24 protein-coding genes are annotated in these 25648 nt (G+C 66.5%); 19 read left to right on the forward strand and 5 right to left on the reverse strand.

The window, feature by feature from the left end; all coding sequences use genetic code 11:
* The first annotated feature begins 24 nt into the window (after positions 1-24).
* From nagZ to M2319_RS17735, 11 genes are all read left to right on the forward strand, one after another.
* A complete protein-coding gene (gene nagZ, locus M2319_RS17685) occupies positions 25-1050 on the forward strand; it encodes a beta-N-acetylhexosaminidase (protein WP_264602791.1) in 1026 nt (341 codons plus the stop codon).
* Entirely contained in the window at positions 1050-1877 is an 828-nt protein-coding gene (locus tag M2319_RS17690; protein WP_264602792.1) for a segregation and condensation protein A, read from the forward strand. The genes nagZ and M2319_RS17690 overlap by 1 nt, the downstream gene beginning before the upstream one ends.
* A gap of 25 nt (positions 1878-1902) precedes the next feature.
* Positions 1903-2541: an SMC-Scp complex subunit ScpB gene (gene scpB / locus M2319_RS17695; RefSeq protein ID WP_264602793.1), complete on the forward strand. Its 639-nt coding sequence runs from the start codon at positions 1903-1905 to the stop codon at positions 2539-2541.
* Between the two features lie 5 nt (positions 2542-2546).
* Positions 2547-3647, forward strand: a complete 1101-nt coding sequence (locus M2319_RS17700; RefSeq protein WP_264602794.1) for an ABC transporter ATP-binding protein — start codon at positions 2547-2549, stop codon at positions 3645-3647.
* A gap of 133 nt (positions 3648-3780) precedes the next feature.
* Positions 3781-4008 (forward strand): twin-arginine translocase TatA/TatE family subunit, encoded by a 228-nt coding sequence (locus M2319_RS17705; protein WP_264602795.1) that lies wholly within the window; start codon positions 3781-3783, stop codon positions 4006-4008.
* Positions 4009-4053: 45 nt separating this feature from the next.
* Complete coding sequence (gene tatB, locus M2319_RS17710) at positions 4054-4584, forward strand: Sec-independent protein translocase protein TatB (RefSeq protein WP_264602796.1); 531 nt, start codon at positions 4054-4056, stop codon at positions 4582-4584.
* Between the two features lie 24 nt (positions 4585-4608).
* On the forward strand, positions 4609-5403 hold the full coding sequence (tatC, locus tag M2319_RS17715) for a twin-arginine translocase subunit TatC (RefSeq protein ID WP_264602797.1): 795 nt from the start codon (positions 4609-4611) through the stop codon (positions 5401-5403).
* A 59-nt stretch (positions 5404-5462) separates the two neighbouring features.
* A complete protein-coding gene (serS, locus tag M2319_RS17720; protein ID WP_264602798.1) occupies positions 5463-6761 on the forward strand; it encodes a serine--tRNA ligase in 1299 nt (432 codons plus the stop codon).
* A gap of 2 nt (positions 6762-6763) precedes the next feature.
* A complete protein-coding gene (surE, locus tag M2319_RS17725) occupies positions 6764-7525 on the forward strand; it encodes a 5'/3'-nucleotidase SurE (protein WP_264602799.1) in 762 nt (253 codons plus the stop codon).
* Between the two features lie 138 nt (positions 7526-7663).
* The gene (locus M2319_RS17730) at positions 7664-8353 is read left to right on the forward strand and encodes a protein-L-isoaspartate(D-aspartate) O-methyltransferase (protein ID WP_264602800.1); all 690 of its coding nucleotides are present in this window, start codon (positions 7664-7666) and stop codon (positions 8351-8353) included.
* A 257-nt stretch (positions 8354-8610) separates the two neighbouring features.
* A complete protein-coding gene (locus M2319_RS17735; RefSeq protein ID WP_264602801.1) occupies positions 8611-9939 on the forward strand; it encodes a peptidoglycan DD-metalloendopeptidase family protein in 1329 nt (442 codons plus the stop codon).
* Between the two features lie 151 nt (positions 9940-10090).
* On the opposite strand, the gene M2319_RS17740 is transcribed toward M2319_RS17735, so the two are convergent.
* Complete coding sequence (locus M2319_RS17740; RefSeq protein ID WP_264602802.1) at positions 10091-10972, reverse strand: ATP-binding protein; 882 nt, start codon at positions 10970-10972, stop codon at positions 10091-10093.
* 318 nt (positions 10973-11290) lie between these two features.
* Here M2319_RS17740 and yajC point away from each other — a divergent pair, with 318 nt between their 5' ends.
* The 6 genes from yajC to M2319_RS17770 all read left to right on the forward strand — a co-directional run bounded on the left by yajC (position 11291) and on the right by M2319_RS17770 (position 17470).
* A complete protein-coding gene (gene yajC / locus M2319_RS17745; protein ID WP_264602803.1) occupies positions 11291-11620 on the forward strand; it encodes a preprotein translocase subunit YajC in 330 nt (109 codons plus the stop codon).
* An 84-nt stretch (positions 11621-11704) separates the two neighbouring features.
* Positions 11705-13315 (forward strand): protein translocase subunit SecD, encoded by a 1611-nt coding sequence (secD, locus tag M2319_RS17750; protein WP_264602804.1) that lies wholly within the window; start codon positions 11705-11707, stop codon positions 13313-13315.
* A 31-nt stretch (positions 13316-13346) separates the two neighbouring features.
* Positions 13347-14294: a protein translocase subunit SecF gene (gene secF / locus M2319_RS17755; protein ID WP_264602805.1), complete on the forward strand. Its 948-nt coding sequence runs from the start codon at positions 13347-13349 to the stop codon at positions 14292-14294.
* A gap of 6 nt (positions 14295-14300) precedes the next feature.
* The gene (locus M2319_RS17760) at positions 14301-14699 is read left to right on the forward strand and encodes an Mth938-like domain-containing protein (RefSeq protein ID WP_264602806.1); all 399 of its coding nucleotides are present in this window, start codon (positions 14301-14303) and stop codon (positions 14697-14699) included.
* 22 nt (positions 14700-14721) lie between these two features.
* The gene (locus M2319_RS17765) at positions 14722-15585 is read left to right on the forward strand and encodes a phytoene/squalene synthase family protein (protein ID WP_264602807.1); all 864 of its coding nucleotides are present in this window, start codon (positions 14722-14724) and stop codon (positions 15583-15585) included.
* A 94-nt stretch (positions 15586-15679) separates the two neighbouring features.
* Positions 15680-17470 (forward strand): DUF4153 domain-containing protein, encoded by a 1791-nt coding sequence (locus tag M2319_RS17770; RefSeq protein WP_264602808.1) that lies wholly within the window; start codon positions 15680-15682, stop codon positions 17468-17470.
* A 4-nt stretch (positions 17471-17474) separates the two neighbouring features.
* Here M2319_RS17770 and trmFO read toward each other — a convergent pair whose 3' ends face one another.
* Positions 17475-18902 carry a methylenetetrahydrofolate--tRNA-(uracil(54)-C(5))-methyltransferase (FADH(2)-oxidizing) TrmFO gene (trmFO, locus tag M2319_RS17775; protein ID WP_264602809.1) on the reverse strand — a complete coding sequence of 476 codons (1428 nt, stop codon included), beginning with the start codon at positions 18900-18902 and terminating at the stop codon, positions 17475-17477.
* 136 nt (positions 18903-19038) lie between these two features.
* On the opposite strand from trmFO, the gene M2319_RS17780 reads away from it, so the two are divergent.
* Positions 19039-19662 carry a hypothetical protein gene (locus M2319_RS17780; protein ID WP_264602810.1) on the forward strand — a complete coding sequence of 208 codons (624 nt, stop codon included), beginning with the start codon at positions 19039-19041 and terminating at the stop codon, positions 19660-19662.
* 125 nt (positions 19663-19787) lie between these two features.
* Here M2319_RS17780 and M2319_RS17785 read toward each other — a convergent pair whose 3' ends face one another.
* The 3 genes from M2319_RS17785 to uvrA all read right to left on the reverse strand — a co-directional run bounded on the left by M2319_RS17785 (position 19788) and on the right by uvrA (position 24330).
* Positions 19788-19937, reverse strand: a complete 150-nt coding sequence (locus tag M2319_RS17785; RefSeq protein ID WP_111433933.1) for a DUF1127 domain-containing protein — start codon at positions 19935-19937, stop codon at positions 19788-19790.
* Positions 19938-20460: 523 nt separating this feature from the next.
* The gene (locus M2319_RS17790) at positions 20461-21246 is read right to left on the reverse strand and encodes a pentapeptide repeat-containing protein (protein WP_264602811.1); all 786 of its coding nucleotides are present in this window, start codon (positions 21244-21246) and stop codon (positions 20461-20463) included.
* 195 nt (positions 21247-21441) lie between these two features.
* The gene (gene uvrA, locus M2319_RS17795; protein WP_264602812.1) at positions 21442-24330 is read right to left on the reverse strand and encodes an excinuclease ABC subunit UvrA; all 2889 of its coding nucleotides are present in this window, start codon (positions 24328-24330) and stop codon (positions 21442-21444) included.
* A 549-nt stretch (positions 24331-24879) separates the two neighbouring features.
* On the opposite strand from uvrA, the gene M2319_RS17800 reads away from it, so the two are divergent.
* A complete protein-coding gene (locus M2319_RS17800) occupies positions 24880-25368 on the forward strand; it encodes a single-stranded DNA-binding protein (protein ID WP_319801797.1) in 489 nt (162 codons plus the stop codon).
* Positions 25369-25648: the final 280 nt, after the last annotated feature.

Genomic DNA, 25648 nt, shown 5'->3' on the forward strand with positions numbered 1-25648 from the left:
GACTCTCACGGATAAGGCCGGGTCATGAGCGTTTCTGAGAAGGCCTTCATCTGCGGCGTTTCCGGCCTCGTCCTGAGCGATGCCGAACGCCGTTTCCTGGAAGACGAGCGGCCCTTCGGCCTCATCCTCTTTGCCCGGAACCTGTCCGATCCCGAACAGATCCTCGGCCTCGTCGCCGCGTTTTGCGACGCCGTCGGCAGCGCCGATGCGCCCGTCTTCATCGACCAGGAGGGCGGCCGGGTGCAGCGCCTGAAGCCGCCGCTGGCGCCGATCTATCCGCCGGGCCGGCGCTACGGCGAGATCTTTGAGGCAGACCCGGAAAAGGGCAGGCGGGCCGCATTCCTCGGCGCCAGGCTGATCGCCGGCGACCTCGCCGACCTCGGCATCACCGCCGATTGCCTGCCGGTGCTCGACGTGCCGGTCGCCGGCGCCCACGACGTCATCGGCGACCGCGCCTACGGCACCAACCCGGAAACGGTCGCCGCGCTCGGCCGGGCGGCGGCCGAGGGGCTGATGTCGGAGGGCCTCCTGCCGGTGATCAAGCACATCCCGGGTCACGGCCGCGGCACCGCCGACAGCCACCTGTCGCTGCCGACGGTCGAGGCCTCCCGGGAGGACCTCGCGGCCCACGACTTCCCTCCCTTCAGGGCCCTTGCCGACCTGCCGGCCGCCATGACCGCCCACGTCGTCTACACCGCGCTCGATCCGGACAACGCGGCCACTGTCTCAAAGCGCATCATTGCCGAAATCATCCGCGGTGAACTCGGCTTTTCCGGCCTCCTGATGAGCGACGACGTCTCCATGAAGGCGCTCGGCGGCACCATGACGGAGCGGTGCGAGGCGCTGTTTGCCGCCGGTTGCGATCTTGCCCTACACTGCAACGGCGATCTGGACGAGATGCGCGCGGTTGCCGCGGCAAGTCCGGTGCTGGACGGTGCGGCGAAGGCGCGGGCCGACCGGGCGCTGGCGCTGGTCGGCAGGCGCGTTGCCGGCGATCCGGCGGCAGAACGGGCGGAGTTCATGGAACTGATGGCGGACGGGATGGCCTGATGGGCGTCGGCGGGGACGAAGACGCGGCCTGGGGTGCCGAGCCGGAACGCTCGGTCGTCGACCCGACCCTGCTCGTCGACGTGGACGGCTTTGAGGGGCCCCTCGGCCTCCTCCTGGAACTTGCCCGCACCCAGAAGGTCGATCTCACCAAGATCTCGATACTGGCGCTGTCGGAGCAGTATCTGCGCTTCATCGAGGAGGCGCGCCGGCTGCGCCTCGAGATTGCCGCCGACTATCTGGTGATGGCGGCGTGGCTCGCCTATCTGAAATCGAAGCTGCTGCTGCCCGTCAGCGACGACGACGAGGAGCCGAGCGCGGAGGAACTGGCCGCCGCGCTGGCCTTCCGGTTGCGGCGCCTTGAGGCCATGCGCGAGGCCGCCGCCCGCCTGATGAACCGCGACCGGCTCGGCCGCGACGTCTTTGCCCGCGGCATGCCGGAGGCGCTCGAGGCGGTCCGGCGCACCGAATACGAGGCCGACCTCTACGACCTCTTGTCCGCCTACGCGATCCAGCGCCAGCGCACTTGCGTGCGCCGCGTCGCGGTGCGCCAGCGCGATGTCTGGTCTCTGGAGGAGGCGCGCCAGGTGCTCTCCCGCCTCGTCGGCATGGCCGACGACTGGACCTCGCTCCAAGAGTATCTGATCGCCTATCTGGCGCGCCCGGAAGAGCGGGCGACCGCGATCGCCAGCACCTTTTCGGCAAGCCTGGAAATGGTTCGCGAAGGCAAGGTCGAACTGCGCCAGGCGGATGCCTTCGCGCCGCTCTATGTGCGCCGCCGGGCAACGCCGCGACAGGGCGACGAGACGCCGGAAAAGGGCAAGCCATGATCGCAGGGGCGGTGGGAAGACCGGCATGAACAACGTCACCAGCCTTTCTCCGGAGGACCGGCGCCAGCACCTGCGCATGCTTGAAGCACTGCTGTTCGCCAGCACCGAGCCGCTGTCGGAGGCATTCCTGGCCGAACGGCTGCCCTCCGACGTCGATGTCGGCTCGCTGCTGCGCGAGCTGCAGTCGGCCTATGCCGGGCGCGGCGTCAATCTGGTGCGGGTGGCGGAGAAATGGGCGTTCCGGACCGCCGAGGACCTGTCCTTCCTGCTCGCCCCGGAGGCGGTCGAGCCGCGCAAGCTCTCCCGGGCCGCCCTGGAAACCCTCGCCGTCGTCGCCTACCACCAGCCGGTGACGCGCGCCGAGATCGAGGAGATCCGCGGCGTTTCCATGTCGAAGGGCGTCCTCGACGTGCTCCTTGAGACCGGCTGGATACGCATGCGCGGTCGCCGCCGTTCGCCCGGCCGGCCTGTTACCTACGGCACGACGGACGACTTCCTCGACCATTTCGGCCTGGAGGCCGTTGGCGACCTTCCGGGCCTTGAGGAGTTGAAGGGCGCCGGCCTCCTCGATATCAATGTGCCCGCCGACCTCGCCATTCCGGTGCCCTCCGACAGCGCCGAGCTGCGGGGTGACGAGGACCCCCTCGACGAGGACGAAAGGTAAGCCGCTTGGCCCTATCCGCAGAGCGAGACGGCGAGGACGCCGGTGGCGCCGGCCGCCTCGTCTTCGAAAGCATCACCCATCACTATGACGGCGTTGCCTCCGTCGAGGACGTGTCGCTGGAGGTCGAGCCGGGCGAGGTGCTGTGCCTCCTCGGCCAGTCCGGCAGCGGCAAGACGACGCTTCTGCGGATCGCCGCCGGCATCGAGCGCCAGAGCGCCGGCCGGGTCGTCGTCAACGGCGTGGAGGTCGCCGGCCCGGATGGCTTCCTGCCGCCGGAGCGCCGCGGCGTCGGGCTGATGTTCCAGGACTATGCCCTGTTCCCGCACCTGACGATCGTCCGGAACGTCATGTTCGGCCTCACCGATCTGCCGAAGGCCGAGGCCGAAAGGGTCGCCCGCGAGGCGCTCATTGCCGTCGGCCTTGCCGCCTATGCCGACGATTATCCGCACGCCCTATCCGGCGGCGAGCAGCAGCGCGTGGCGCTCGCCCGGGCAATGGCGCCGAATCCGAGCGTGCTCCTGATGGACGAGCCGTTCTCCGGCCTCGACCGGCGGCTGCGCGAGGACGTGCGCGAAAACGCCCTGACGGCAGTGGAGCGGACCGGGGCGACCTGCATCGTCGTCACCCACGACCCGGAAGAGGCGATGCGCATGGGCGACCGCATCGCGCTGCTGCGCCGCGGCCGCATCGTCCAGGTCGGAACGCCGGAGGATCTCTACCGCCGGCCGGCCGATCTTTTCGTTGGCCGTTTCTTTTCCGATCTCAACGAAATTCCGGGCCGCGTCACGGCCGGCGCCGTCGAAACGCCGATCGGCGACGCGCCGGTGCCAGGATTTTCCGAAGGCGAGGCGGTTGTCGTCGGGCTCAGGCCGCACGATATCAGGGTGACGCGGTCTTCCGACCGGCTCGCCCTCGACAGGACGCCCGGCCGCGTCCTGCGGCGGCGCTTCCTCGGCGAGGTCGACCTGCTCGACATCGCGGTGCGCGGGCTGGAACGGCCGCTTTCGGTGCGCCGGCACGGCTCCGACCTTGCCGCCGGCGAGGACGTGGTGGTCGGTTTCGAGCCCGCTGCCGCACTGGTGTTCGCGGCCGGCGAGGAAGGGTAATCCGGCAGTCCCGAACGAGGGGTTGCGGTCCGTCGAACGGCGTGTTGCGGCCTAGGACCCTTTCTGCAATAGTGCCGCCGAAAAATGACGTGCAGCGCGCGATGCGCTTGAGACGTTTGAGGAGAAGTCATTCATGTCCATAGGTATTTGGCAGATCGTCATCGTCGCGGTGATCGTCGTGCTCCTGTTCGGTCGCGGCAAGATTTCCGAGTTGATGGGCGACGTCGCGAAAGGCATCAAGAGCTTCAAGAAGGGGCTCGCCGAGGACGAGGTCGCGGAAAAGGACGACGCCAAGACGATCGAGCACGACTCCACGACGGCGTCGATGGACAAGGCCAACGATCAGAGCAAGGCGAGCTGACGCCGGCCTTCTTGAAGGCCGCGCCACCCCAGTAGGGCGGACGCCATGTTCGATATCGGCTGGACCGAGATCCTTGTTGTTGCCGTAATCGCAATCCTCGTCGTCGGACCGAAGGAATTGCCGCGGATGCTGCGCACGTTCGGCCAGGTGGTCGGCAAGATGCGCCGCATGGCCGGCGAGTTCCAGACCACCTTCAACGACGCGGTGCGCGAGGCCGAGCGCCAGGCAGACCTGGACGACGCCAAGAAAAGCCTCTCGGAAATGAACAAGTCGTTCAATCCGGTCGCCGACGTCAAGAAGGCGATGAATCCGTTGAGTGCGCTGGACGGCGTCAAGGATCCGACCAAGCCTTACAAGCCGCAGGCCGAGAGCCAGAAGTCCAAGGCGCAAGAAGAAGCGCCGGCACTCGATCCGGTCGACCGGGCGGTCTCGGAGATGAACCCGGATGACGGCATCAGTGAGCCGCGGCCGGCATCCCAGGCCGATGCGGTGCCTGCAGGCCAGGACGCACGCACGGCCGCGGACGCCGACACCGACGTTCCGACGGCCGCCGAGCCGTCCAACAAACAATCATAAATCCGGGGTAGGGGTGCGCTCAAAATGAGCGAAGAGGACGACATCGAATCGACCAAGGCGCCGCTGATCGAGCACCTGATCGAACTGCGGCAGCGCCTGATGTGGTCGGTGCTGGCGATCATGATCGCCTTCGTCGTCTGCTTCTATTTCGCCAGCGACATCTTCAACATCCTGATCATTCCCTATGAGCGGGCCGCCGGCGACCAGCGCGAGATCGAGCTGATCTTCACAGCGCCGCAGGAATATTTCTTCACCCAGTTGAAGCTCGCCCTGTTCGGCGCCCTGTTCCTGGCGTTTCCGGTGCTGGCCAGCCAGCTCTACATGTTCGTGGCGCCTGGCCTCTACAGGAACGAGAGGGGTGCGTTCCTGCCCTATCTGGTGGCGACGCCGGTCCTTTTCGCGATCGGCGCCTCGCTGGTGTTCTTCGTCGTCATGCCGCTCGCCATGCGCTTCTTCCTGGGCATGGAGCAGGCCGGCGGCATGGGCGTTGCCGAGATCAAGCACCTGCCGAAGGTCTCCGAATATCTCGGCCTCGTCATGACGCTGATCTTCGCCTTCGGTCTGGTGTTCCAGTTGCCGGTCGTTTTGACGCTGCTGGCCCGGGCCGGGCTGACCGATTCCAACGGCCTGAAGGCCAAGCGCAAATACGCCATCGTGCTCACCTTCATCGCCGCGGCGGTGCTGACGCCCCCCGATCCGATCAGCCAGATCGGGCTTGCACTCCCAACCCTGCTCCTCTACGAGTTCTCCATTCTTTCCGTGAAGATGGTGGAACGAAAACGGGCTCAGGCCGAGGCACAGGCGGACGAAGCCTCGTAGGCGGTCGGCTTGCGGCCTCTTTCCCCGGTCCGCCGCAAGACACACGACCCGAGGCCACGATGTTCGACATCAAATGGATTCGCGACAACCCGCTGGATTTCGATCGCGGGCTGGAAAAGCGCGGGCTGCCGCCGCTGTCGGCAAAGCTCATCACCATGGACGATGCCCGCCGCGCCCACATCACCAAATTGCAGGACGCCCAGGAGCGCCGCAACGCCGCCTCCAAGGAGATCGGCAAGGCCAAGGGCTCCGGCGATGAGGAGACGGCGAAGGCGTTGATCGACGAGGTCGCCAAGCTGAAGAGCTTCGTGCAGGGCGGCGAGGAGGAGGAGCGCAGGCTCACCGCGGGCCTGGAAGAGGCGCTTTCCGCGATCCCCAACCTGCCGCTCGACGACGTGCCGGTCGGGCCCGACGAGGACGCCAATGTGGAGGTCCGGCGGGTCGGCGACAAGCCGTCCTTCGATTTCGCGCCGAAGGAGCATTTCGAGCTCGGCGAGGCCCTCGGCCTGATGGACTTCGAGGCCGCCGCCAGGATGGCCGGCTCGCGCTTCGTCGTCATGCAAGGGGGTCTTGCGCGCCTGCACCGCGCGCTCGCCCAGTTCATGCTCGATCTGCAGACCCTTGAGCACGGCTACACCGAGACCATCCCGCCGCTGCTGGTGCGCGACGAGGCGGTCTACGGCACCGCCCAGCTTCCGAAATTCGCCGAGGACCTGTTCAAGACGACCGACGGCCGCTGGCTGATCCCGACGGCGGAAGTGCCGCTCACCAACCTGGCCCGCGAGCGCATCTTCGAGGATGCCGACCTGCCGATGCGGGTGACGGCGCTGACCCCGTGCTTCCGCTCCGAGGCCGGCTCGGCGGGGCGCGACGTGCGCGGGATGCTACGCCAGCACCAGTTCGACAAGGTGGAGCTCGTCTCCGTCACCCGCGCCGACGACTCGGTCGACGAACTTGAGCGCATGGTCGGCTGCGCCGAGGAGGTGCTGAAGCGCCTCGGCCTGCACTACCGCGTCGTCACGCTGTCGACCGGCGACATGGGGTTTGGTGCCAGAAAAACCTACGACATCGAGGTCTGGCTGCCTGGCCAGGATATGTTCCGGGAGATCTCGAGCTGCTCGGTCTGCGGCGATTTCCAGGCGCGGCGTATGAATGCGCGCTATCGCCCGGCCGGCGAGAAGGGCCTGAAATTCTGCCACACCCTCAACGGCTCCGGCATCGCCGTCGGCCGCGCGCTGATCGCGGTGATGGAGAACTACCAGACCGCCGACGGCGCGATCGCCGTGCCGGAGGCCCTGAAGCCCTATCTCGGCGGACTTGAGAAGATCGGCGGCCCCCAAAATACCAGCGGAAAGTGACCATGCGTATTCTCGTCACCAATGACGACGGCATCAATGCCCCCGGCCTGAAGGTGCTGCAGAAGATCGCCGGCCAGCTTTCCGATGACGTCTGGACCGTCGCGCCGGAGACCGACCAGAGCGGGCTCTCCCATTCGTTGACCCTGAGCGACCCGCTGCGCCTGCGCCAGCTTTCCGAACGCGAGTTCGCACTGCGCGGCACGCCGACCGACTGCGTCATCATGGGCGTGCGCCAGGTCATGGACACCCCGCCCGACCTGCTGCTGTCCGGCGTCAATGCCGGACAGAACATCGCCGACGACGTCACCTATTCCGGCACCGTCGCCGGCGCCATGGAGGGCGTCATGCTGGGCGTGCGCTCCATCGCCCTCAGCCAGGCCTATGAATGGGACGGCGGCCGGGTGGTGCCCTGGGAAACCGTCGAAGCGCACGGCCCCGACGTCATCCGTCGCATCATCGATGCCGACCTGCCGCTTGACGTTCTGGTCAACGTCAACTTTCCCAATTGCGGACCGGACGAGGTCGCCGGCATGGAGATCACGTCGCAAGGGAAACTGACCCACGGCCTGTTCGTGGAGGAGCGCACCGACGGGCGCGGCAATCCCTATTTCTGGCTCGCCTACCGGCGCCAGCCCTTCAGTCCGAGGCCCGGCTCCGACCTGACGGCGATCCACGAGGGCAAGATCTCGCTGACGCCGCTGCGCCTCGACCTGACGGCGCCGGACATGTTCGACAGGCTGTCGAGTGCCGTCAACCGCGCCTGACCGGCTTTGATACTTGCCGCATCGACGAGGGCAGGGGACCCGGACGATCCCTGCCACGGAAGTGCCTTTTTGTTGATTTTTGTGTAGCCGATCGTTGAAATCGGCGCTTCTCCGCCGGTTGCGGGCCTCGATAGGGATATGAACGACAGCACGGACGACAGTTTCGATTCTTGGGACGACAGCAATGAGGGCGACCGCATCGCGACGGCCGAACTCATCCTCTTGCTGCGCCGCCAGGGCATTCGCGATTCCCGGGTGCTGTCCGCCCTGGAGCGGGTGCCGCGGCGCCTGTTCCTGTCCGCCAACAGCCACACGCTCGCCTATGCCGACCGGGCACTGCCGATCGAATGCGGCCAGACCATCTCCGCGCCGTCCATCGTTGCGCTGATGACGGAAGCGTTGGAGATCGAGCCGGCCCACCGGGTGCTGGAGATCGGCACCGGCTCCGGCTACCAGGCGGCGGTGCTGTCGAAGCTCGCCGACCATGTCGACACCATGGAGCGCTACCGCACGCTAATGGAGCTTGCCGAGCAGCGCATGGCGACCCTCGGCATCACCAATGTGAACTTCCATCTCGCCGACGGCTTTGAGGGCCTGCCGGAACGCGCGCCCTTCGACCGCATCATCGTCACGGCCGCTGCGCCGGAGCTGCCGCAGACGCTCGCCGCCCAGCTCGTCGGCGGCGGCATCATGGTCGTGCCGGTGGGGCCGTCCGGCGGCGTCCAGGACCTGATCAAGGTGACGCGCCGCGGCAGCCGCCTTGAGGAAAAAGTGCTGTGCCAGGTGCGTTTCGTGCCGATGGTGCCGGGCGTCGCCAGCCGCCTCTGAGCCGCGCGGAAAAGCATCTCAGTCGCCCGGCTAACTCCTTATGCGGTAATGGAATGCGCAAAACTGCAACGCCATATTTGTAACAAAAAAGCAGCCGCCGTTTAGTCTTTATCAACGTTACCCAGGTCTAATGATGTCGTCTTTTCAGGTACGACATGAGTAGGCCGATGCGCGTGAAATCAGTAAATTCTCGGTCACAGACGCTCGCCAGACTGGGTGTGGTGGCCATGCTGGCCGGCCTTGCCGCCGGGTGCAGCATGGACGTTTCGCGGTTCACCGACACGATCGTGACGGGGTCCACGAAGAACCAGAAGCAAATCGTCAATGCCGACCGGCAGAGCCCGACCTATGACGAGCTGGTGACCGGGTCGACGACGAAGACGCCGGCAGCCCCCGTCCGCAGGACGGATCCGGGCATGAAGTCGTCGGTGTCCATCTACAATCCGCCCGAGACCAACGCACCGATCTCCAAGGACGGCTGGACGACAGCGGGTGGCACCCGGATCAGCGTGCGCCAGGGCGACACCGTTTCGTCCATGTCGCGCCGCTACGGCGTTCCCAAGGACGCGATCCTTGCCGCCAATCCGGGCATCGGCAATGGCGACAGCCTTGCGGCCGGCCAGCAGGTCATCATCCCGACCTACGTCCATGGCGGCGGCACCCGGTCGAACGTCGCCTCGGCTCCCCTGCCGGCGCAGCAGTCCGCGAATCGCAGCTACGACGACATCATCACCGGGTCAGCCAACCAGAACGCGGCCCGGCCGGCCGGAGCCCAGCCGTTTCCGTCCCGGGCCTCCGCACCGCATCCGGTGCCGAAGCCGCGCCGCGCTCTGGTTGCTCAGCGCCCGGCCGCGCCGCGCGGCGGCACCCACACCGTGCAGGCCGGTGAGACCATCTCCAGCATCTCCCGCACCTATGGCATCTCCCGTGGCGACCTGATCGCCGCCAACGGGCTGGGCGACAGCAACCTCATCAAGATTGGCCAGACACTGACGATCCCTGCCGCCGGCGCGACGAATGTAGCGCGTGCAGCGCCGGCCCGCCGGGACGTCGCCAAGGCCGAGCCGGCCCGCAAGCCGCGGGCCCGCGACCAGGTCGCCACCCACAATCCCGATCCCGACGAGGTCGTCACCGGCTCGCTGCCGGAGGCCGAAGCGCGGGACGAGGCGGGCAGCCAGCAGCCGGAGCCGCGCCAGACCGCGCAGATCCGCTCCTTCCGCTGGCCGGTGCGCGGCCGCATCATCTCCGAGTTCGGGTCGAAGCCGAACGGCCAGCACAATGACGGCATCAATCTCGCCGTGCCGGAGGGCACCTCCGTCAAGGCGGCCGAGAACGGCACCGTCATCTATGCCGGCAACGAGCTGAAGGGCTACGGCAACCTGGTGCTGGTGCGTCACTCCGACGGCTGGGTCACCGCCTACGCCCACAACAGCGAGCTGATGGTCAAGCGCGGCGAATCCGTCAGCCGCGGCCAGATCATCGCCAAGGCCGGCGCGTCGGGCACCGTCACCCAGCCGCAGCTCCACTTCGAACTGCGCAAGGGCTCGCGGCCGGTCGATCCGATGCCATACCTGGCCGGCGCATAAGAGAACAATCGGGCCTCCGGCGGCATTCGCCGGAGGCCTTTTCTTTCGCCGTCCCGGCGAAAATCCAGGCCGAAGACAATGATGCGGCCATGGCAGGAGGAATTGGTCAGCCCTTGTCCCCGCGAGGCGCCTGATCAGGGCGGGGCGGCTCCTACCCAGTCAGTCGTACCTTGAGCCGTCCCGCCAAGTCCTGGATGAACTGCCAGGCAACGCGGCCCGACCGCGCCCCGCGCGAAATCGACCATTCCAGCGCCTCGGCCTTCAGCGTCTCGTCGTCCACCTTAATGCCGTAATGGGCGACATAGCCCCGGACCATCGCCAGATAGTCGTCCTGGCTGCAATTGTGAAATCCCAGCCAGAGCCCGAACCGGTCCGACAGCGACACCTTTTCCTCCACGGCCTCGGCCGGATTGATCGCCGTTGAGCGCTCGTTCTCCATCATGTCGCGCGGCAGCAGGTGGCGCCGGTTCGACGTGGCGTAGAAGAGGACGTTCTCCGGCCGTCCCTCGATGCCGCCTTCCAGCACCGCCTTCAGCGACTTGTAGGAGGTGTCGTCGCCGTCGAAGGAGAGGTCGTCGCAGAACACCAGGAACGGATGCTTCGCCGCCCGCAGGAACTGCATCAGGGCCGGCAGTGTCTCGATGTCCTCGCGGTGGATCTCGATCAGCTTCAGGGACGCCTCGCCGTCCTGTTCCAGCCGTGCATTGACGCTCGCATGGGCCGCCTTGACGAGCGACGACTTGCCCATGCCGCGTGCCCCCCAAAGGAGCGCGTTGTTGGCCGGCAGGCCGCGGGCGAAGCGCTCGGTATTATCGATCAGCGTCTCGCGCATCCGCTCAATCCCCTTGAGGAGGCCGAGATCGACGCGGTTGATCTTGGTGACGGGCACGAAGCGGACCGGATCGGCCTGCCAGACGAAGGCGTCGGCAGCGTCGAAATCCGGCGTCTCAGGTTGAGGCGGAACCGCCCGTTCGACGAGGGCAAGGAGTTTGTCGAGGCGGGAGGCAATGGCGGTAAGGGCAGGGTCTTGCAAGGCGGGTCTCCACTTTGGGGAGTCTTTTCGTTTGAAAGTCGTCTGCCCCTACCACATATGCGGCAAGGCCTGCCACAAGCTAAAGCCGCAGGGCGGGCGATGAGCCGGACCTGCGATCGGTCGCCGTTGCGACACTCGCGCATCCGGCAAACGGTTGGCCCGGCGGCAGGTTTCGGGCACAGTCGCGGCGTCCAAGGGAGTGTTTGCATTGCCTGAGCGGACCGTTATAGTCCGCGCCGAAATCACCGCGACAGTCCGCCGGCCCGGCAAACGGGCGGCCGGACGGTCCGCCACCAAAACCCAGTCAAGGAGTGGTCCATGTTCGTGACCCCGGCATTCGCCCAGTCGGGCACCGCTGCCCCCGGCGGCGATATGCTGATCAGCCTCATCCCGTTCGTGCTGATCTTCGTCATCATGTATTTCCTCATCATCCGGCCGCAGCGCCAGCGGGTGAAGGAACATCAGACGATGGTCTCGGGCCTGCGCCGCGGCGACACGGTCGTCACCGGTGGCGGTCTCATCGGCAAGGTGTCCCGCGTCATCGACGACAACGAGATCCAGCTCGAACTGGCCGAGGGCATGAAGGTCCGCGTTGTGCGGGCCATGATCCACGAAGTCCGCTCCAAGGGCGAGCCGGCCAAGGAATAGACCGGCCAGGGACGACAAGGGGAAGGCAGGCGCCGCGGCGCCGGCTTCCCGTTTTATTTTCGTTGAAAGATCGGACGAGCGGACATGCTCTATTTCGCGCGCTGGAAAATCGCCCTCATCCTGCTGGTCGCCCTCGGCGGCTTCGTGCTGACGGCGCCAAACTTCTTTTCCCGCGAGACGGTGGAAGCCTGGCCGAGCTGGATCCCGGGCAAGCAGCTCGTGCTCGGTCTCGACCTGCAGGGCGGCGTCTATCTGCTCTATGAGGTCGACAGCGAGGACTACAAGGACAAGCGCCTGAAGACCCTCGTCGGCGATATCCGCAAGCTGCTCCGCGACCAGCCGCGCATCGGCTATACCGGCCTCGGCGTGCAGGGCGACAGCGTCCAGGTCCGCATCCGTGACACCGCCAAGGTGGCGGACGCCGAACGGCGCCTGCGCGATCTGCGCAACCCGCTGGAATCCAGCGTCTTCGGCAGCGATCCGGTCGACGAGTTCCAGATGGAGACCGGCGAGGGCGGCCTGATCCGCTTCTCCTTCACCGAAGCGGGTCTTTCCCATCGCATCCGCAGCATCGTCTCGCAGTCGATCGAAGTCATCCGCCGGCGCATCGACGAGCTCGGCACCACCGAGCCGAGCATCCAGCGCCAGGGCGAGGACCGTGTGCTGGTCGAGGCGCCGGGCGAGAAGGACCCTCAGCGCCTGAAGTCGGTGATCGGCCAGACCGCCCAGATGACCTTCCACATGGTCGACGTCTCGACCCCCGTCGAGCAGGCGATCGAAGGCCGTCCGCCCCCGGGCTCCATGGTGATGTACACCACCGACGATCCGCCCGTGCCCTATCTCGTCAACGAGGCGCCGCTGCTGACCGGTGAGGACCTGACCGACGCCCAGACGGGCTTCGACCAGCAGACCAACGAGCCGGTCGTCACCTTCCGCTTCAACACGGCGGGCGCCCGCAAGTTCGGCCTCATCACCCAGCAGAATGTCGGCCGTCCGTTCGCCATCGTGCTCGACGGCGAGATCATTTCCGCGCCGGTGATCCGCGAGCCGATCCTCGGCGGCTCCGGCCAGATTTCCGGCAACTTCACCGTCGAGGGCGCCAACGACCTGGCCGTGCTCCTGCGCGCCGGCGCGCTGCCGGCCAAGATGACCGCGATCGAGGAGCGCACGGTCGGACCGGGCCTTGGCGCCGACTCCATCGAGGCCGGCGAGGTCGCCTCGGTGATCGGCATGCTCGCCGTCGTCGTCTTCATGCTGGTGGCCTACGGGCTGTTCGGCATCTTCGCCAACGCCGCGCTGATCGTGAACATGTTCCTGATCCTCGGCGCGCTGTCGGCGCTGGGGGCGACGCTGACCCTTCCGGGCATCGCCGGCATCGTGCTCACCATCGGCATGGCGGTCGACGCCAACGTGCTGATCTTTGAGCGCATCCGCGAGGAGGCGCGCCAGGGCAGATCGGCGATCGGCGCCATAGACGCCGGCTTCTCGCGGGCGCTCGGCACCATCTTGGACGCCAACATCACCACCTTCATCTCCGCCGTCATCCTGTTCCAGCTCGGCTCCGGCCCGATCCGCGGCTTCGCCGTGACGCTGGCCATCGGTATCGTCACGACGGTGTTCTCCGCCTTCACCTTCACGCGCTTCCTGGTGGCGCAGTGGGTGAAGATGCGGCGTCCGACGGCCGTTCCGCTGTGATCGCCCGGGCACAAAGAGCGAGACTTCTTCCATGAGATACCTTCGCCTGATCCCGGACGATACCAAGCTCCGGTTCATGACCTACCGGTGGATCGCCTTTCCGGTGTCGATCACCGCGATGATCGCCTCGCTGGTGCTGTTCGCCATCCTCGGCCTCAATCTCGGCATCGACTTCAAGGGCGGCAGCCTGATCGAGATCCGCACCATCGACGGACCGGCCGACATCGGCGCCATCCGCTCCAGCCTCGGCGAGCTCAATCTCGGCGACGTCCAGGTGCAGGAATTCGGTGCCCCCGACGACGTCCTCATCCGGATCGAGGACCAGGAGGGCGGCGAGGCCGCGCAGCAGCGTGCCGTGACGCTCATTCGCGGCACCCTCGGGGAGGAGGGCGTGGAATACCGCCGCGTCGAGGTGGTCGGACCGCGCGTCTCCGGCGAACTGGCCGAGGCCGGCACCATCGCCGTCGTCGTCGCGCTGTTTGCCGTTCTGCTCTACATCTGGTTCCGCTTCGAATGGCAGTTCGCGCTCGGCGCCGTTGCCGCCACCATCCACGACGTCGTCCTGACCATCGGCATGTTCTCGGTCCTCAGGCTCGACTTCACGCTCGCCTCGATCGCGGCGATCCTGACCATCGTCGGCTATTCGCTCAACGATACCGTGGTGGTCTATGACCGGGTGCGCGAGAACCTCCGGCGCTACAAGAAGATGCCGCTGCCGCAGCTCCTCGACCTGTCGATCAACAACACCCTGTCGCGCACGGTTCTCACCTCCCTGACGACGCTCCTGGCGCTGTTCGCGCTGTTCATCTTCGGCGGCGAGGTCATCCGCTCCTTCGTCTTTGCGATGATCTGGGGCATTTTCGTCGGCACCTACTCCTCTATATTCATTGCCGCGCCGCTCTTGATCCATCTGAAGCTCAAGCGCGGCGGCAGCAAGGATGGAGGGGCGGAGACGGCAGAGACCGCCGAAGCCACTTAAACAGACATGGTCAACGACGATAGCGGGCTCGTCTTCACGGCCCCGCACTTTCCCGGCCGGGCGCCGATCGACGCCTATGGCGACGGCCGCTTCAAATTTGCCGAAATGGCCCATACCGGCTCGCTGCTGTGCCTGCCGAGCGGTATTGCGCCTTGGCCGTGTTCCGCGCCCGAAAACTTCGATGCCGAGGCCTTTGCCGGGGTCATCGCCGAGGCCGGCGAGATCGACATCCTCCTCGTCGGCACCGGCAACGACCTGCGCCCGCTTGGGCCCGAGCTGAAGGCGCTGTTCCGCTCGCACGCGATCAGCGCCGATGCCATGTCGACCGGTGCGGCCGTGCGCACCTACAACGTCCTCCTTGCCGAAAACCGCGCCGTGGCGGCGGCCCTCATCGCCGTCAAATAGCGTTGGCGCAAGGGATTTTCGCGTGTCGTTCGACAAGGCCTATGACCACTGTTTCGATCTTGTGCGCCGGACCGACAAGGAGCGGTTCGTCAGCGGCCTGTTCGCGCCCGAGGATCGCCGCCGGCACCTCTATGCGCTCTATGCCTTCTACGCCGAGACGGCGGCCATCCGCGACCGGGTGAGCGACCCGCTGCCCGGCGAGATGCGCCTGCAATGGTGGCGCGACGCGATCACCGGCACCTGCCGCGGTGAGATCGAGGGCAATCCGCTGGCCGTCGCGCTCATGGACACCATCGAGCGCTTCGATCTCCCCCGCAACGTCTTCGCCGAGATTCTGGAAGCGCGCAGCTTCGATCTCTACGACGACCCGATGCCGTCCCTCGACGACCTCCACGCCTATGCCCGCGAGACGACGTCGGCGCTGATCCGCCTGGCGGTCCGGATCCTCTGCGGTCGCTGCCGCCTCGACGTCGTCGAGGTCGCCAACCACGCCGGCATCGCCCAGACCGTTACCGAGGTGCTGCGCAATTTCCCCCGCGATGCCGCCCGTGGCCAGATGTTCCTGCCGCTCGACGTGCTCGGCCGCCACGGCGTCGACTGCGTCTCGGTCTGCGCCGGCAATGCCGACGCCGGGTTGCGGCCGGCAATGGCGGATCTCCGCGACGAGGTGCGCTACCACCTTGCCGAGACCCGCAGCGGCATCGTCCGGCTGTCGCGTGACATCGCCCCGGCCTTCCTCACCACCTGCCTAGTGGAGCGCTATCTCGGCATCATGGAGCGTCCCGGCTACGATCCCTTCCGGACCGCCGTGGAACTGCCCCTGTGGCGCCGTCAGTGGATGCTGTGGCGGATGGCGGTCAAGGCACGGCGCCACTACGCCGCCTGATCCTTTTTCCTGACTGCAGCCGCAATCTCGCCCAACCTTGCAAGCAAGGACATTTCGGGCCGGCAGGCGATGCCGGCGAACGGGGAGGGGTTTCATGTCCTGGGTGTCGCGCCAGTTCCAGCAATTGGGGCCGGAGGTCCGGTCCGTCGCGTCGCGCTTTCCGGTCGCCGTCGCCGGTTTCGCCGTGCTCACCGTCCTTGCCATCATGAAGGCCCATGAAGAGGTCCCGGCACCGCTGGTCGATGCCATCGAGAAGGTGCTGTTCGGGCTCGCTGTCGGCGGGCTCTATGCCGTTGCCGGCACGCTCTTCGGCGAGGCGCGGCGGCTGGGCGCGCTTCTTGGGCAGGGAATCGCTTTAGCGCTCTATGCCGGCGCCCTGGCGGTGGTGTTGGGCACCGGCGACCTCGGACCCGGCGATCTCTTCTTCCTCGGCGCTGCCGTCCTCCTCGTCGGCCTGGCGCCCTATCTGGCGAGAAAGGCCGACCTCGACGGCTTCTGGCTGTTCAACCAGCAGGCCTTCATCGGCGCCGTCTTTGCGCTCTTCGGCGCGCTGATGTTCTTCCTCGGCGTGCTCCTGATCGAGCAGAGCATCAAGATCCTGTTCGGCCTCGGCTCCGGCGATCTCGCCTTCAAGATCCTGCTGCCCGTCTCGCTGTGCTTCCTCGCCCCGGTCGCCTGGCTGGCGATGCTGCCGGTGGCCGGCACGCTGGAAAAGGCCGAGGGGCTGTCCGCGCTCGTCGTCTCGCCGGTCCATGTGCTGAACCGCTTCGTGCTGGTGCCACTGCTCACCGTCTATGCCGCCGTGCTCCTTGCCTATGCGGCGCAGATCGTCGTCAGCGGGGAATTGCCGAAGAACCAGATCGGCTGGATGGTCTCCGGCTTCGGCGCGATCGGCGCTCTCTCCTTCCTCGTGCTCTTCGGCGAGCGGGCCACCGTCGGGCCGTTCTTTGCCGGGTTCAGGCGCTTCTGGTTTCCGGCAACGATCATTCCCGTCATCCTCCTCGCCATCGCCGTCTGGCTGCGCGTCGATGCCTACGGCCTGACGCCGGAGCGGATTTTCCTCGTCCTCGTCGCCCTCTGGCTCGCCCTCATGGCGCTCGTCTTCACCGCAACGCTCGGCCGCGCCGACATCCGCCTCATCCCCGGCATCCTCGCCGTCCTCTTTCTCCTCGGCTCCCTCGGTCCCCTGAGCCCGGAGGCGCTGACAGCCCGGAGCCAGACCGCGCGCATCCTTGCCATGCTGACGGAGGCGGGAGCGATCGAGGACGGCCGGCTCGTCGCCGACCACGACGTCGGGGCCGGGATCGATGGCGACACGCGCCGCAACCTCCGCTCCGCGCTGCAGGCCCTGCGCAATGTCGATAGGCTGGACGCCTTGCGGCCGCTGATCGCGGACGCCGACAAGGACGTGCTCGACAATGCCAGGGACAGCGGCGATGCCTATCGCCGGATTTCCACCCTCCTCGACATCGACCCGGCGAGCGTCCAAGCCCGCAGCCGCAAGGAAGCCCGCATCGTCGCAAGGGGAACGCAGCTCTTCAGTGCCGACGGCGTCACCGTCTACGGGCCGTTCGACCTCTGGGCGATGAGCAACCGCGCGATCAAGGTCCGCGGCCTGGCCGTTTCGCGCATCGGCGAAACCGGCTTCCGGGTGGAGCTACGCGGCTCGGCCCCGCTGCGCTTCGATTTCGCCAACGCGATCGAGCGGGCGCTGGACCGGGCCGGCGATAAGGCGCTGAAGGCACCGCTCAGTAGAAGCGCCGTCGCCGGCGAGCGCCGCGTCACCATCACCGTCTATGACGGCCGGTTGCTCAAGGAAAAGGACGGACCCGTGCAGCTCTCGTCGGCGCGTTTCGTCGTCGTGGTGACGCCTCGGGGGCGCTGAGGCGCTATTCCGCCGCTGAACGGGTCGCGGCACCCGCAAGCCAGGCAGAAAAATCGGCCAGCGCCCGCCGGGACAGCGCCTGCTTCTTGGCGCGCGCCTTCTCCTTGCCGCGGAACCGCTTGACGTCTTCCGGCTTGACGATCTCCACCGGCGGGAACAGCCCGAAATTGACATTCATCGGCTGGAACGAGCGCGGTCCGGAGCCGCTCTCGTCGGCAAGATGCCCGCCGGTGATGTGGGAAAGCAGCGCCCCCGTCGCCGTCGTCACCGGCGGCGGGGCAAGCGGAAGGCCGAGGCGCTCGGCCGCGGCGAGGCGACCGGTGAGGAGGCCGATGGACGCCGATTCCACATAGCCCTCGCAGCCGGTGATCTGGCCGGCAAAGCGTAAGCGCGGGTCCGCCTTCAGGCGAAGCGTTTCGTCGAGCAGCTTCGGCGAATTGAGGAAGGTGTTGCGGTGCAGCCCGCCGAGCCGTGCGAACTCCGCATTCTCCAGACCGGGGATCATGCGAAAGACGCCGACCTGCGCGCCGTATTTCAGCTTCGTCTGGAAGCCGACCATGTTGTAGAGCGTGCCCAGCGCATTGTCCTGGCGGAGCTGGACGATCGCATAGGCCTTCACGTCCGGATTGTGCGGATTGGTCAGTCCGACCGGCTTCATCGGCCCGTGGCGCAGCGTCTCGCGGCCGCGCGCGGCCATCACCTCGATCGGCAGGCAGCCGTCGAAATAGGGCGTCGAGGCTTCCCAGTCCTTGAACTCGGTCTTGTCGCCGGCGATCAGCGCATCGACGAAGGCCTCGTATTGCTCCTTGTCCATCGGGCAGTTGAGGTAGTCGGCGCCGGTGCCGCCCGGGCCGGCCTTGTCGTAGCGCGACTGGAACCAGGCGGTGTCGAGGTCGATGCTGTCGAAATGGACGATCGGCGCGATCGCATCGAAGAAGGCGAGGGCGTCCTCGCCGGTCAGTCCCCTCATCGCCTCGGCGAGCGCCGGCGAGGTGAGGGGGCCGGTGGCAAGGATGACGCTGTCCCAGTCCTCCGGCGGCAGGCCGGACACTTCCTCGCGGCGGATCTCGATGAGCGGATGGGCCTGAAGCGCGCCGGTGACAGCGGCGGCAAAGCCCTCCCGGTCAACGGCGAGCGCCCCGCCCGCCGGCACCTGGTGGGCGTCGGCCGCCTCCATGATCAGCGATCCGGCAAGGCGCATTTCGGCATGCAGCACGCCGACGGCGTTGCCCTCCGCATCGTCGGAGCGGAACGAGTTGGAGCAGACCAGTTCGGCGAGATCGCCGGTCTTGTGGGCGTCCGTACCGCGCTCCGGGCGCATCTCGTGGAGGATGACCGGCACGCCGGCGCCGGCGATCTGCCAGGCGGCCTCGCTGCCGGCAAGGCCGCCGCCGACGACATGGACGGGGCTTGGGTGTGTTGGGTTCGACATGGCCGGGAACCTATGGCCGCAGCGCCACGCTTTCAAGCGTTTCGCACGTCGGTCAGGTTTCTGACTTCCTCGTGTTTGGACTTCTTCCAGCGAACCCTTAAATTGCCAGAAGATTCAGTGATTCGGGTGATGCGGCATGACGATTGGAAAGGCAGCGGCTGGCGTCGTCATCGCCGCGATGCTGGCCGGCTGCGCCGGTCAGATGGCGGGCGCACCGACCGCCTGGTACGGCGCCCACAACGCCGTTGCCCCCGGACCGGACCGCTTCGTCGTCTGCCACGCCTTCGGCTGTGCCCGGCGCACCTCGGTGAAGCTGACCCGCCGCGACCTCAATCGCCTGAAACGCATCCTGAGGGCGGGATACCGCTCGCCGGAGCGCGAGAGGAAGGCGATCGGCCGGGCGATCGCCTGGGCGGAGAAGCGCGTCGCGCCGGTGGTCGGATCGGCCAACGATATCGGCGGCCTCGACATGCACAATGCCGGCGTTGCCGGCCAGATGGACTGTCTCGACGAGGCGACCAACACGACGAGCGTCCTCTTGATTGCCCAGAGCCACGGCTATCTGAAGCACCACCGGGTGGCGAGCCCGGTCGCCCGCGGCTTCTTCCTCGACGGGCGCTATCCCCATGCGACGGCGGTGATCGTGGAGAAGAAATCGGGCAGCGGCTATGCCGTTGATTCCTGGCCGCATGGCAACGGGGTCGAGCCCGACATCATGCCGCTGGAGGCCTGGTTTGCCGCATCGCCCGCCTCGGGCTGAGCAGCGCTCTTACAAACATGTTTGCAGAGACAAAAACACCCGCCGGAGGGAGGAGAACCCGGCGGGTGTTAATGGTCCGTCGACTTGGCGACGAACGGTGTCCGTATAGTTCGGTCGCGCGCCACTTAGTGCGAGCACCGGCGAGCGATATACGGAATGTCGGCGCGCGAAATACCGAGATCATGGAGCTCGTGCGAGGAAAGGCGCATCAGCTCGTTATAGGTCGCGTTGTATTTGCGCCACGAACGGTAGTTGCGAACGATGGTGTCGAACATGGCTTCACCCAGTCAGTTAAATCCGAGTATCTCGGGTTAGGTTTCTACTGCGCGCCCGGCGCTCCGCATTCGGTGCGTTGCCGTGGCAAGTGGAGAGGTAAGTGATCCGAGGCGCCGACGGGAGGCGCGAAAATGCATAGCTCTCATGCGGAAAGCACAGAGATTTCCCCTTAGTTATTAGGAGCTTGTAACAATTTGAGATGGATCGTGAGAGGCCTTTTGGCGGCATTAAGGCAGGCGTCGCATTCGTATCCGGAAAGCGACTTCGACTGTCGCAAATACGACGGCCGAAGAGAAAATTATGTCAAAATCGGGGCATTTGCTTGGATACGCCCATTGCCCAGCTTTTGACCCCAGCAAAAAACCGATCAAAAACTAGGCTTTGTCAATAAAGATTTTGGTAAGGAATCCGGTGCGGCAAAGTGGTTTTTTTGCGCTTTTTGGCCGCGAATGCCCCCGGAACAACCCCTGAATGGCCTTGAAAGCCTCCCGAATGCCCCCCGGATGCCGTTGAAAGAGGCGTTCAGTTCGCTCGCCAGCGCTCGCTCAGCCGCTTTGCGACGGATTCGGGCAGGTCGACCGCGCCGCGAAAATCGGTGTCCTCGAAAGTGGCATTCCGGAAGTCGACATTGGACAGCCGCGCCCCGACGAAGGCGGCGGAGATGAGCTGCGCCCCCGACAGCTTGGTGCCGGAAAGGTCGGCGCCGGAGAAATTGACCTCCTCGGCGCTCGCCCCGGTCATGTCGGTGCCGACGAGCCTGGCCCAGCGGAAGTCGGAGCCGATGACGACGCCGCGCAGCATGTAGACGCCGGAAAGGTCGGCGCGGCGGAACCGCGTCGCCTCCATCAGCACGTCCTTCATGTTGGCGCCGGAAAGGTCCGCATCGTCGAGCCGGGCGTAGTTGAGGTCGGTGCCGAACATGAAGGCCTTGTGCAGCGTCGCGCCGGTCATGTCGGCATAGTCGAGCCTGGTGTGGAAGAGGTCGGCGCCGGACATGTCCGCCCGCTTCAAGCGGCAATGGCTGAGATTGGCCCATTTGAAATCGGCGCCTTTCAGATTGGCGCCGGTGAGGTCGCAGCCGGTCATCACGGCATTGCCGAAATCGACGCCGGAAAGGTCGGCGCCATGCAGGTCGACGCCGATGAGCTGGCGCCCCTTGAAGGAGCAGTGGCGCAGGTCGTCGCCCACCTGGGGCGCGTCGCAGTCCGCCGGATCCGCAGCCGCCGCCGGCGCCGAGACGAGGAGGGCGCCGAGAACGGCAGAAGCGGCTGTGAGAGGACAGCCGGCAAGACGGAGCGCAAAGGTCATTGTGGCGGGCCCTTTCGGTACGGCGCGGCCTTTGCCCGTGCAACGGCAGGAGCGGCTCAGGCGAGCCCTCACAGCATTTCTGCCGCCTTCGGAGGCTTGGCGCGGCAAATCGCTCCGCCGCGCGGGTATGCGCCCAAGAATGCCTCTGGGGGCATCATAGGCCACCGACGGCCCACGGCGCCTCCGTAAGAGCGCTTATTCCGCCGCCGTCGACTTCTTGGTCCGGTCGTGCCGGGCCAGCACGTCCTTCAGGAACCGGCCGGTATGGCTGCGGGGCTCGGCAACGATGTCCTCCGGCCGGCCGGTGGCGATGATCTCGCCGCCGCCGTCGCCGCCCTCCGGGCCGAGGTCGACGATCCAGTCGGCCGTCTTGATGACCTCCAGATTGTGCTCGATGACGACCACCGTGTTGCCTTGGTCGACCAGTTCGTGCAGCACTTCCAGGAGTTTGGCGACGTCGTGGAAATGCAGGCCCGTGGTCGGCTCGTCGAGGATGTAGAGCGTGCGGCCCGTTGCCCGCCGCGACAGCTCCTTGGAGAGCTTGACCCGTTGCGCCTCGCCGCCCGACAGCGTCGTCGCCTGCTGGCCGATGTGGATGTAGTCGAGGCCGACGCGGGAAAGGGTGCGCAGCCGGTCGCGGATGGCGGGGACGGCGGAAAAGAACTCCGCGCCTTCCTCCACCGTCATGTCGAGGACGTCGGCGATCGACTTGCCCTTGAACTGGACCTCCAGCGTCTCGCGGTTGTAGCGCCGGCCCTTGCAGACGTCGCAGGTGACGTAAACGTCGGGCAGGAAGTGCATCTCGATCTTGATGACGCCGTCGCCCTGGCAGGCCTCGCAGCGCCCGCCCTTGACGTTGAAGGAAAAGCGCCCCGGCGCGTAGCCGCGGGCCTTGGCCTCCGGCAGGCCGGCGAACCATTCGCGGATCGGCGTGAACGCGCCGGTATAGGTCGCCGGGTTGGAGCGCGGCGTGCGGCCGATCGGCGACTGGTCGATGTCGATGACCTTGTCGAGGAATTCCAGACCCTCGAAGGCCTCGTGCGGCGCCGGCTGCTCGCGGGCGCCGGAGATGCGCCGGGCCGCGGCCTTGAACAGGGTGTCGATGAGCAGCGTCGACTTGCCGGAGCCGGAAACGCCCGTAATGCAGGTGAAGGTGCCGAGCGGGATTTCCGCGGTGACGCCCTTGAGGTTGTTGCCGCGCGCGCCGATCAGCTTCAGCCGCTTTTTCTTCGGCAGCTTGCGGTGGACGGAAGGCAGCGGCACTTCCAGCGCGCCGGAGAGATACTGGCCTGTGAGCGAGGCCGGATCGGCGACGATCTCCTCCGGCGTGCCGTGCGAGACCACCCGGCCGCCATGGACGCCGGCGCCGGGACCCATGTCGAAGACATAGTCGGCGGTGTGGATGGCATCCTCGTCGTGCTCCACGACGATGACGGTGTTGCCGAGATCGCGCAGGTGCTTCAGCGTCTCCAGCAGGCGGGCGTTGTCGCGCTGGTGGAGGCCGATGGAGGGCTCGTCGAGCACGTAGAGGACGCCGGTGAGGCCCGAGCCAATCTGCGAGGCGAGCCGGATGCGCTGGCTCTCGCCGCCGGATAGCGTGCCCGACGCCCGGGCAAGGGTCAGATAGTCGAGGCCGACATCGACGAGGAAGCGCAGGCGCTCGCGGATCTCCTTCAGGATCCGGTAGGCGATCTCGTTCTGCTTGTCGGTGAGGCCGTCCGGCAGGGTCTCGGCCCATTCTGCGGCGCGGCGGATCGACATCGCCGTCACCTCGCCGATATGCCGCCCGTCGATCTTGACGGCGAGCGCCTCCGGCTTCAGCCGGTTACCGCCGCAGGCCTCGCACGGATGGTCGGACTGGAACCGCGACAGCTCCTCGCGGACCCAGGCGGATTCCGTCTCCCGCCAGCGCCGCTCGATATTACCGATGACGCCCTCGAACGGCTTGTTGGTCTGGTAGCGCCTAAGCCCGTCGTCATAGACGAAGGTGATCGGCGTCTTGCCCGAGCCGTGCAGGATGACGTTCTTCACCTCATCCGGCAGCTCGCGCCAGGGCGTTGCCATCGACACCTTGAACTGCCGGCAGATCGCCTCGAAGGTCTGGGTGTAATAGGGCGAGGTGTTGCCGGTCTTGGCCCAGGGAAGCACCGCGCCCTCGCGCAGGGAGAGCGAGGTGTCGGGAACGACCAGGTCCGCCTCGAACTCCAGCGTCGTGCCGAGGCCGTCGCAGGTCGGACAGGCGCCGAACGGATTGTTGAAGGAGAACAGGCGCGGCTCGATCTCGGCGATGGTGAAACCGGAGACCGGACAGGCGAATTTTTCCGAAAACACCAGCCTCTTCGGCGCGCCCTTGTCCTCCGTCTCGTCGGCGAATTCGGCGACCGCCAGCCCGTCGGCAAGGCCGAGCGCGGTTTCAAGCGAGTCCGCCAGCCGGCTGGCGATGTCGCCGGCAACGACGATGCGGTCGACGACGACGTCGATGTCGTGCTTGAACTTTTTGTCGAGGGCAGGGGCCTCGGCGATCTCGTAGAAGGTGCCGTCGATCTTGACCCGCTGGAAGCCCTTCTTCTGCAGCTCCGCCAGCTCCTTGCGGTACTCGCCCTTGCGTCCGCGCACGATCGGCGCGGTGAGATAGAGCCGGGTGCGCTCCGGCAGGGCGAGGATGCGGTCGACCATCTGGCTGACGGTCTGGCTCTCGATCGGCAGGCCCGTCGCCGGCGAATAGGGGATGCCGACGCGCGCGAACAGGAGGCGCAGATAGTCGTAGATCTCCGTCACCGTGCCGACGGTGGAGCGCGGATTGCGCGAGGTCGTCTTCTGCTCGATGGAGATCGCCGGCGACAGCCCGTCGATCTGGTCGACGTCGGGCTTCTGCATCATCTCCAGGAACTGGCGCGCATAGGCCGAGAGGCTCTCCACATAGCGCCGCTGGCCCTCCGCATAGATGGTGTCGAAGGCGAGCGACGACTTGCCGGAGCCGGAGAGCCCGGTCATGACGACGAGCTGGTCGCGCGGAATGTCGAGGTCGACATTCTTCAGATTGTGCTCGCGGGCGCCGCGAATGGAGAGATATTTGGTCGTCATCGGGTCTTCCGTGCCTTGGGGAACGGTTCGGGCGCCGGCAGTCCGGCGAAAACGGAGGTCCTGCCGCCCGCATCGGCGGTCATTGGCGGCCCGGTCGGTTTGGGTAGGCGGATCGGGCCGGCGACAGGCGCCCGATCCTAACGCGATATAGGCCAGAAGCGCAGCCGCGCAACAAGAGGATTACGCCACGCGCCGCGCGCGACCGGATCGGCGGCCTGTAGCATTTGTATAAAGCTTGCGAGTCGGCGTTAAGGACGCTTGGAACATACAATGAACATGCGTCGCTGCCAAGGGGGCGGCCGAGGATGGCATTCCGCGAGAGGACCCTCCAAATTCGCCGGATTTCGGGGATTTCATTGGCGATGGACGGGGTTGAACTTGCCACATGCCCTGTTCTACGGTACAAAGAACAAAAAAGGAACGCGACAGCGACGGCCGATGACGGCCCGACTCGCCTGTGGAAAGGGCGCTGCCCCGCTGGCCCCGGCGCCGGGCGCCCGTTAGGCTGTGCGGCAAAGACGGACACATATTTCAGTACTGGAAAGAACAATGGCTGGATCGGTCAACAAGGTCATCCTGATCGGCAATCTCGGCGCCGATCCGGAGGTGCGCCGGACGCAGGACGGGCGTCCGGTGGTCAATCTGCGCATCGCCACCAGCGAGTCCTGGCGCGACCGCAACACCAACGAGCGCCGTGAGCGCACCGAATGGCATCGGGTGGTGATCTTCAGCGAGGGCCTGTGCCGGATCGCCGAGCAGTATCTCAAGAAGGGCTCCAAGGTCTATCTGGAAGGCCAGCTTCAGACCCGGGAATGGGAAGACCAGTCGGGCCAGAAGCGCTGGACCACCGAGATCGTGCTGCAGGGCTTCAATTCCACGCTGACGATGCTCGACGGCCGCAGCGGCGGCGGCGGCGACTTCGCCGACAGCGGCTCCGGCGGCTCCGACTTCGGCCGCTCCAGCCCGATGGACCGCGGTGGCGGCAACGCCCCCTCGCGCCCCCAGCGTGACGATTTCGACGACGAAATCCCGTTCTAAAGGCGTTGCCGGCGGACGGGCAGGGGCAGGGGCGCCGTCCGGATAGCTTTCGCACGGTGTGGTCTTGCCACTGCCCCTCCTTTGCTCCCTCAAGAAGACGGCCCGTTTCGCCGCCCTCGGGGCAAGAACACGTTCGCTCGCCAGAAAGAATGCCGTCACCCCGGCCCCGAGCCGGGGCCTATTGCCCGCCTCAACGCGGTATGCCGCCGGCTGGCGGGACTGGCATTGGCGCGGTTCTCGGCCGGATCACGACCCGCGACGGCATACCGTTTCGATGTGG

The sequence above is a fragment of the Rhodobium gokarnense genome (assembly GCF_025961475.1).
GTDB classification, from domain to species: Bacteria; Pseudomonadota; Alphaproteobacteria; order Rhizobiales; family Rhodobiaceae; genus Rhodobium; species Rhodobium gokarnense.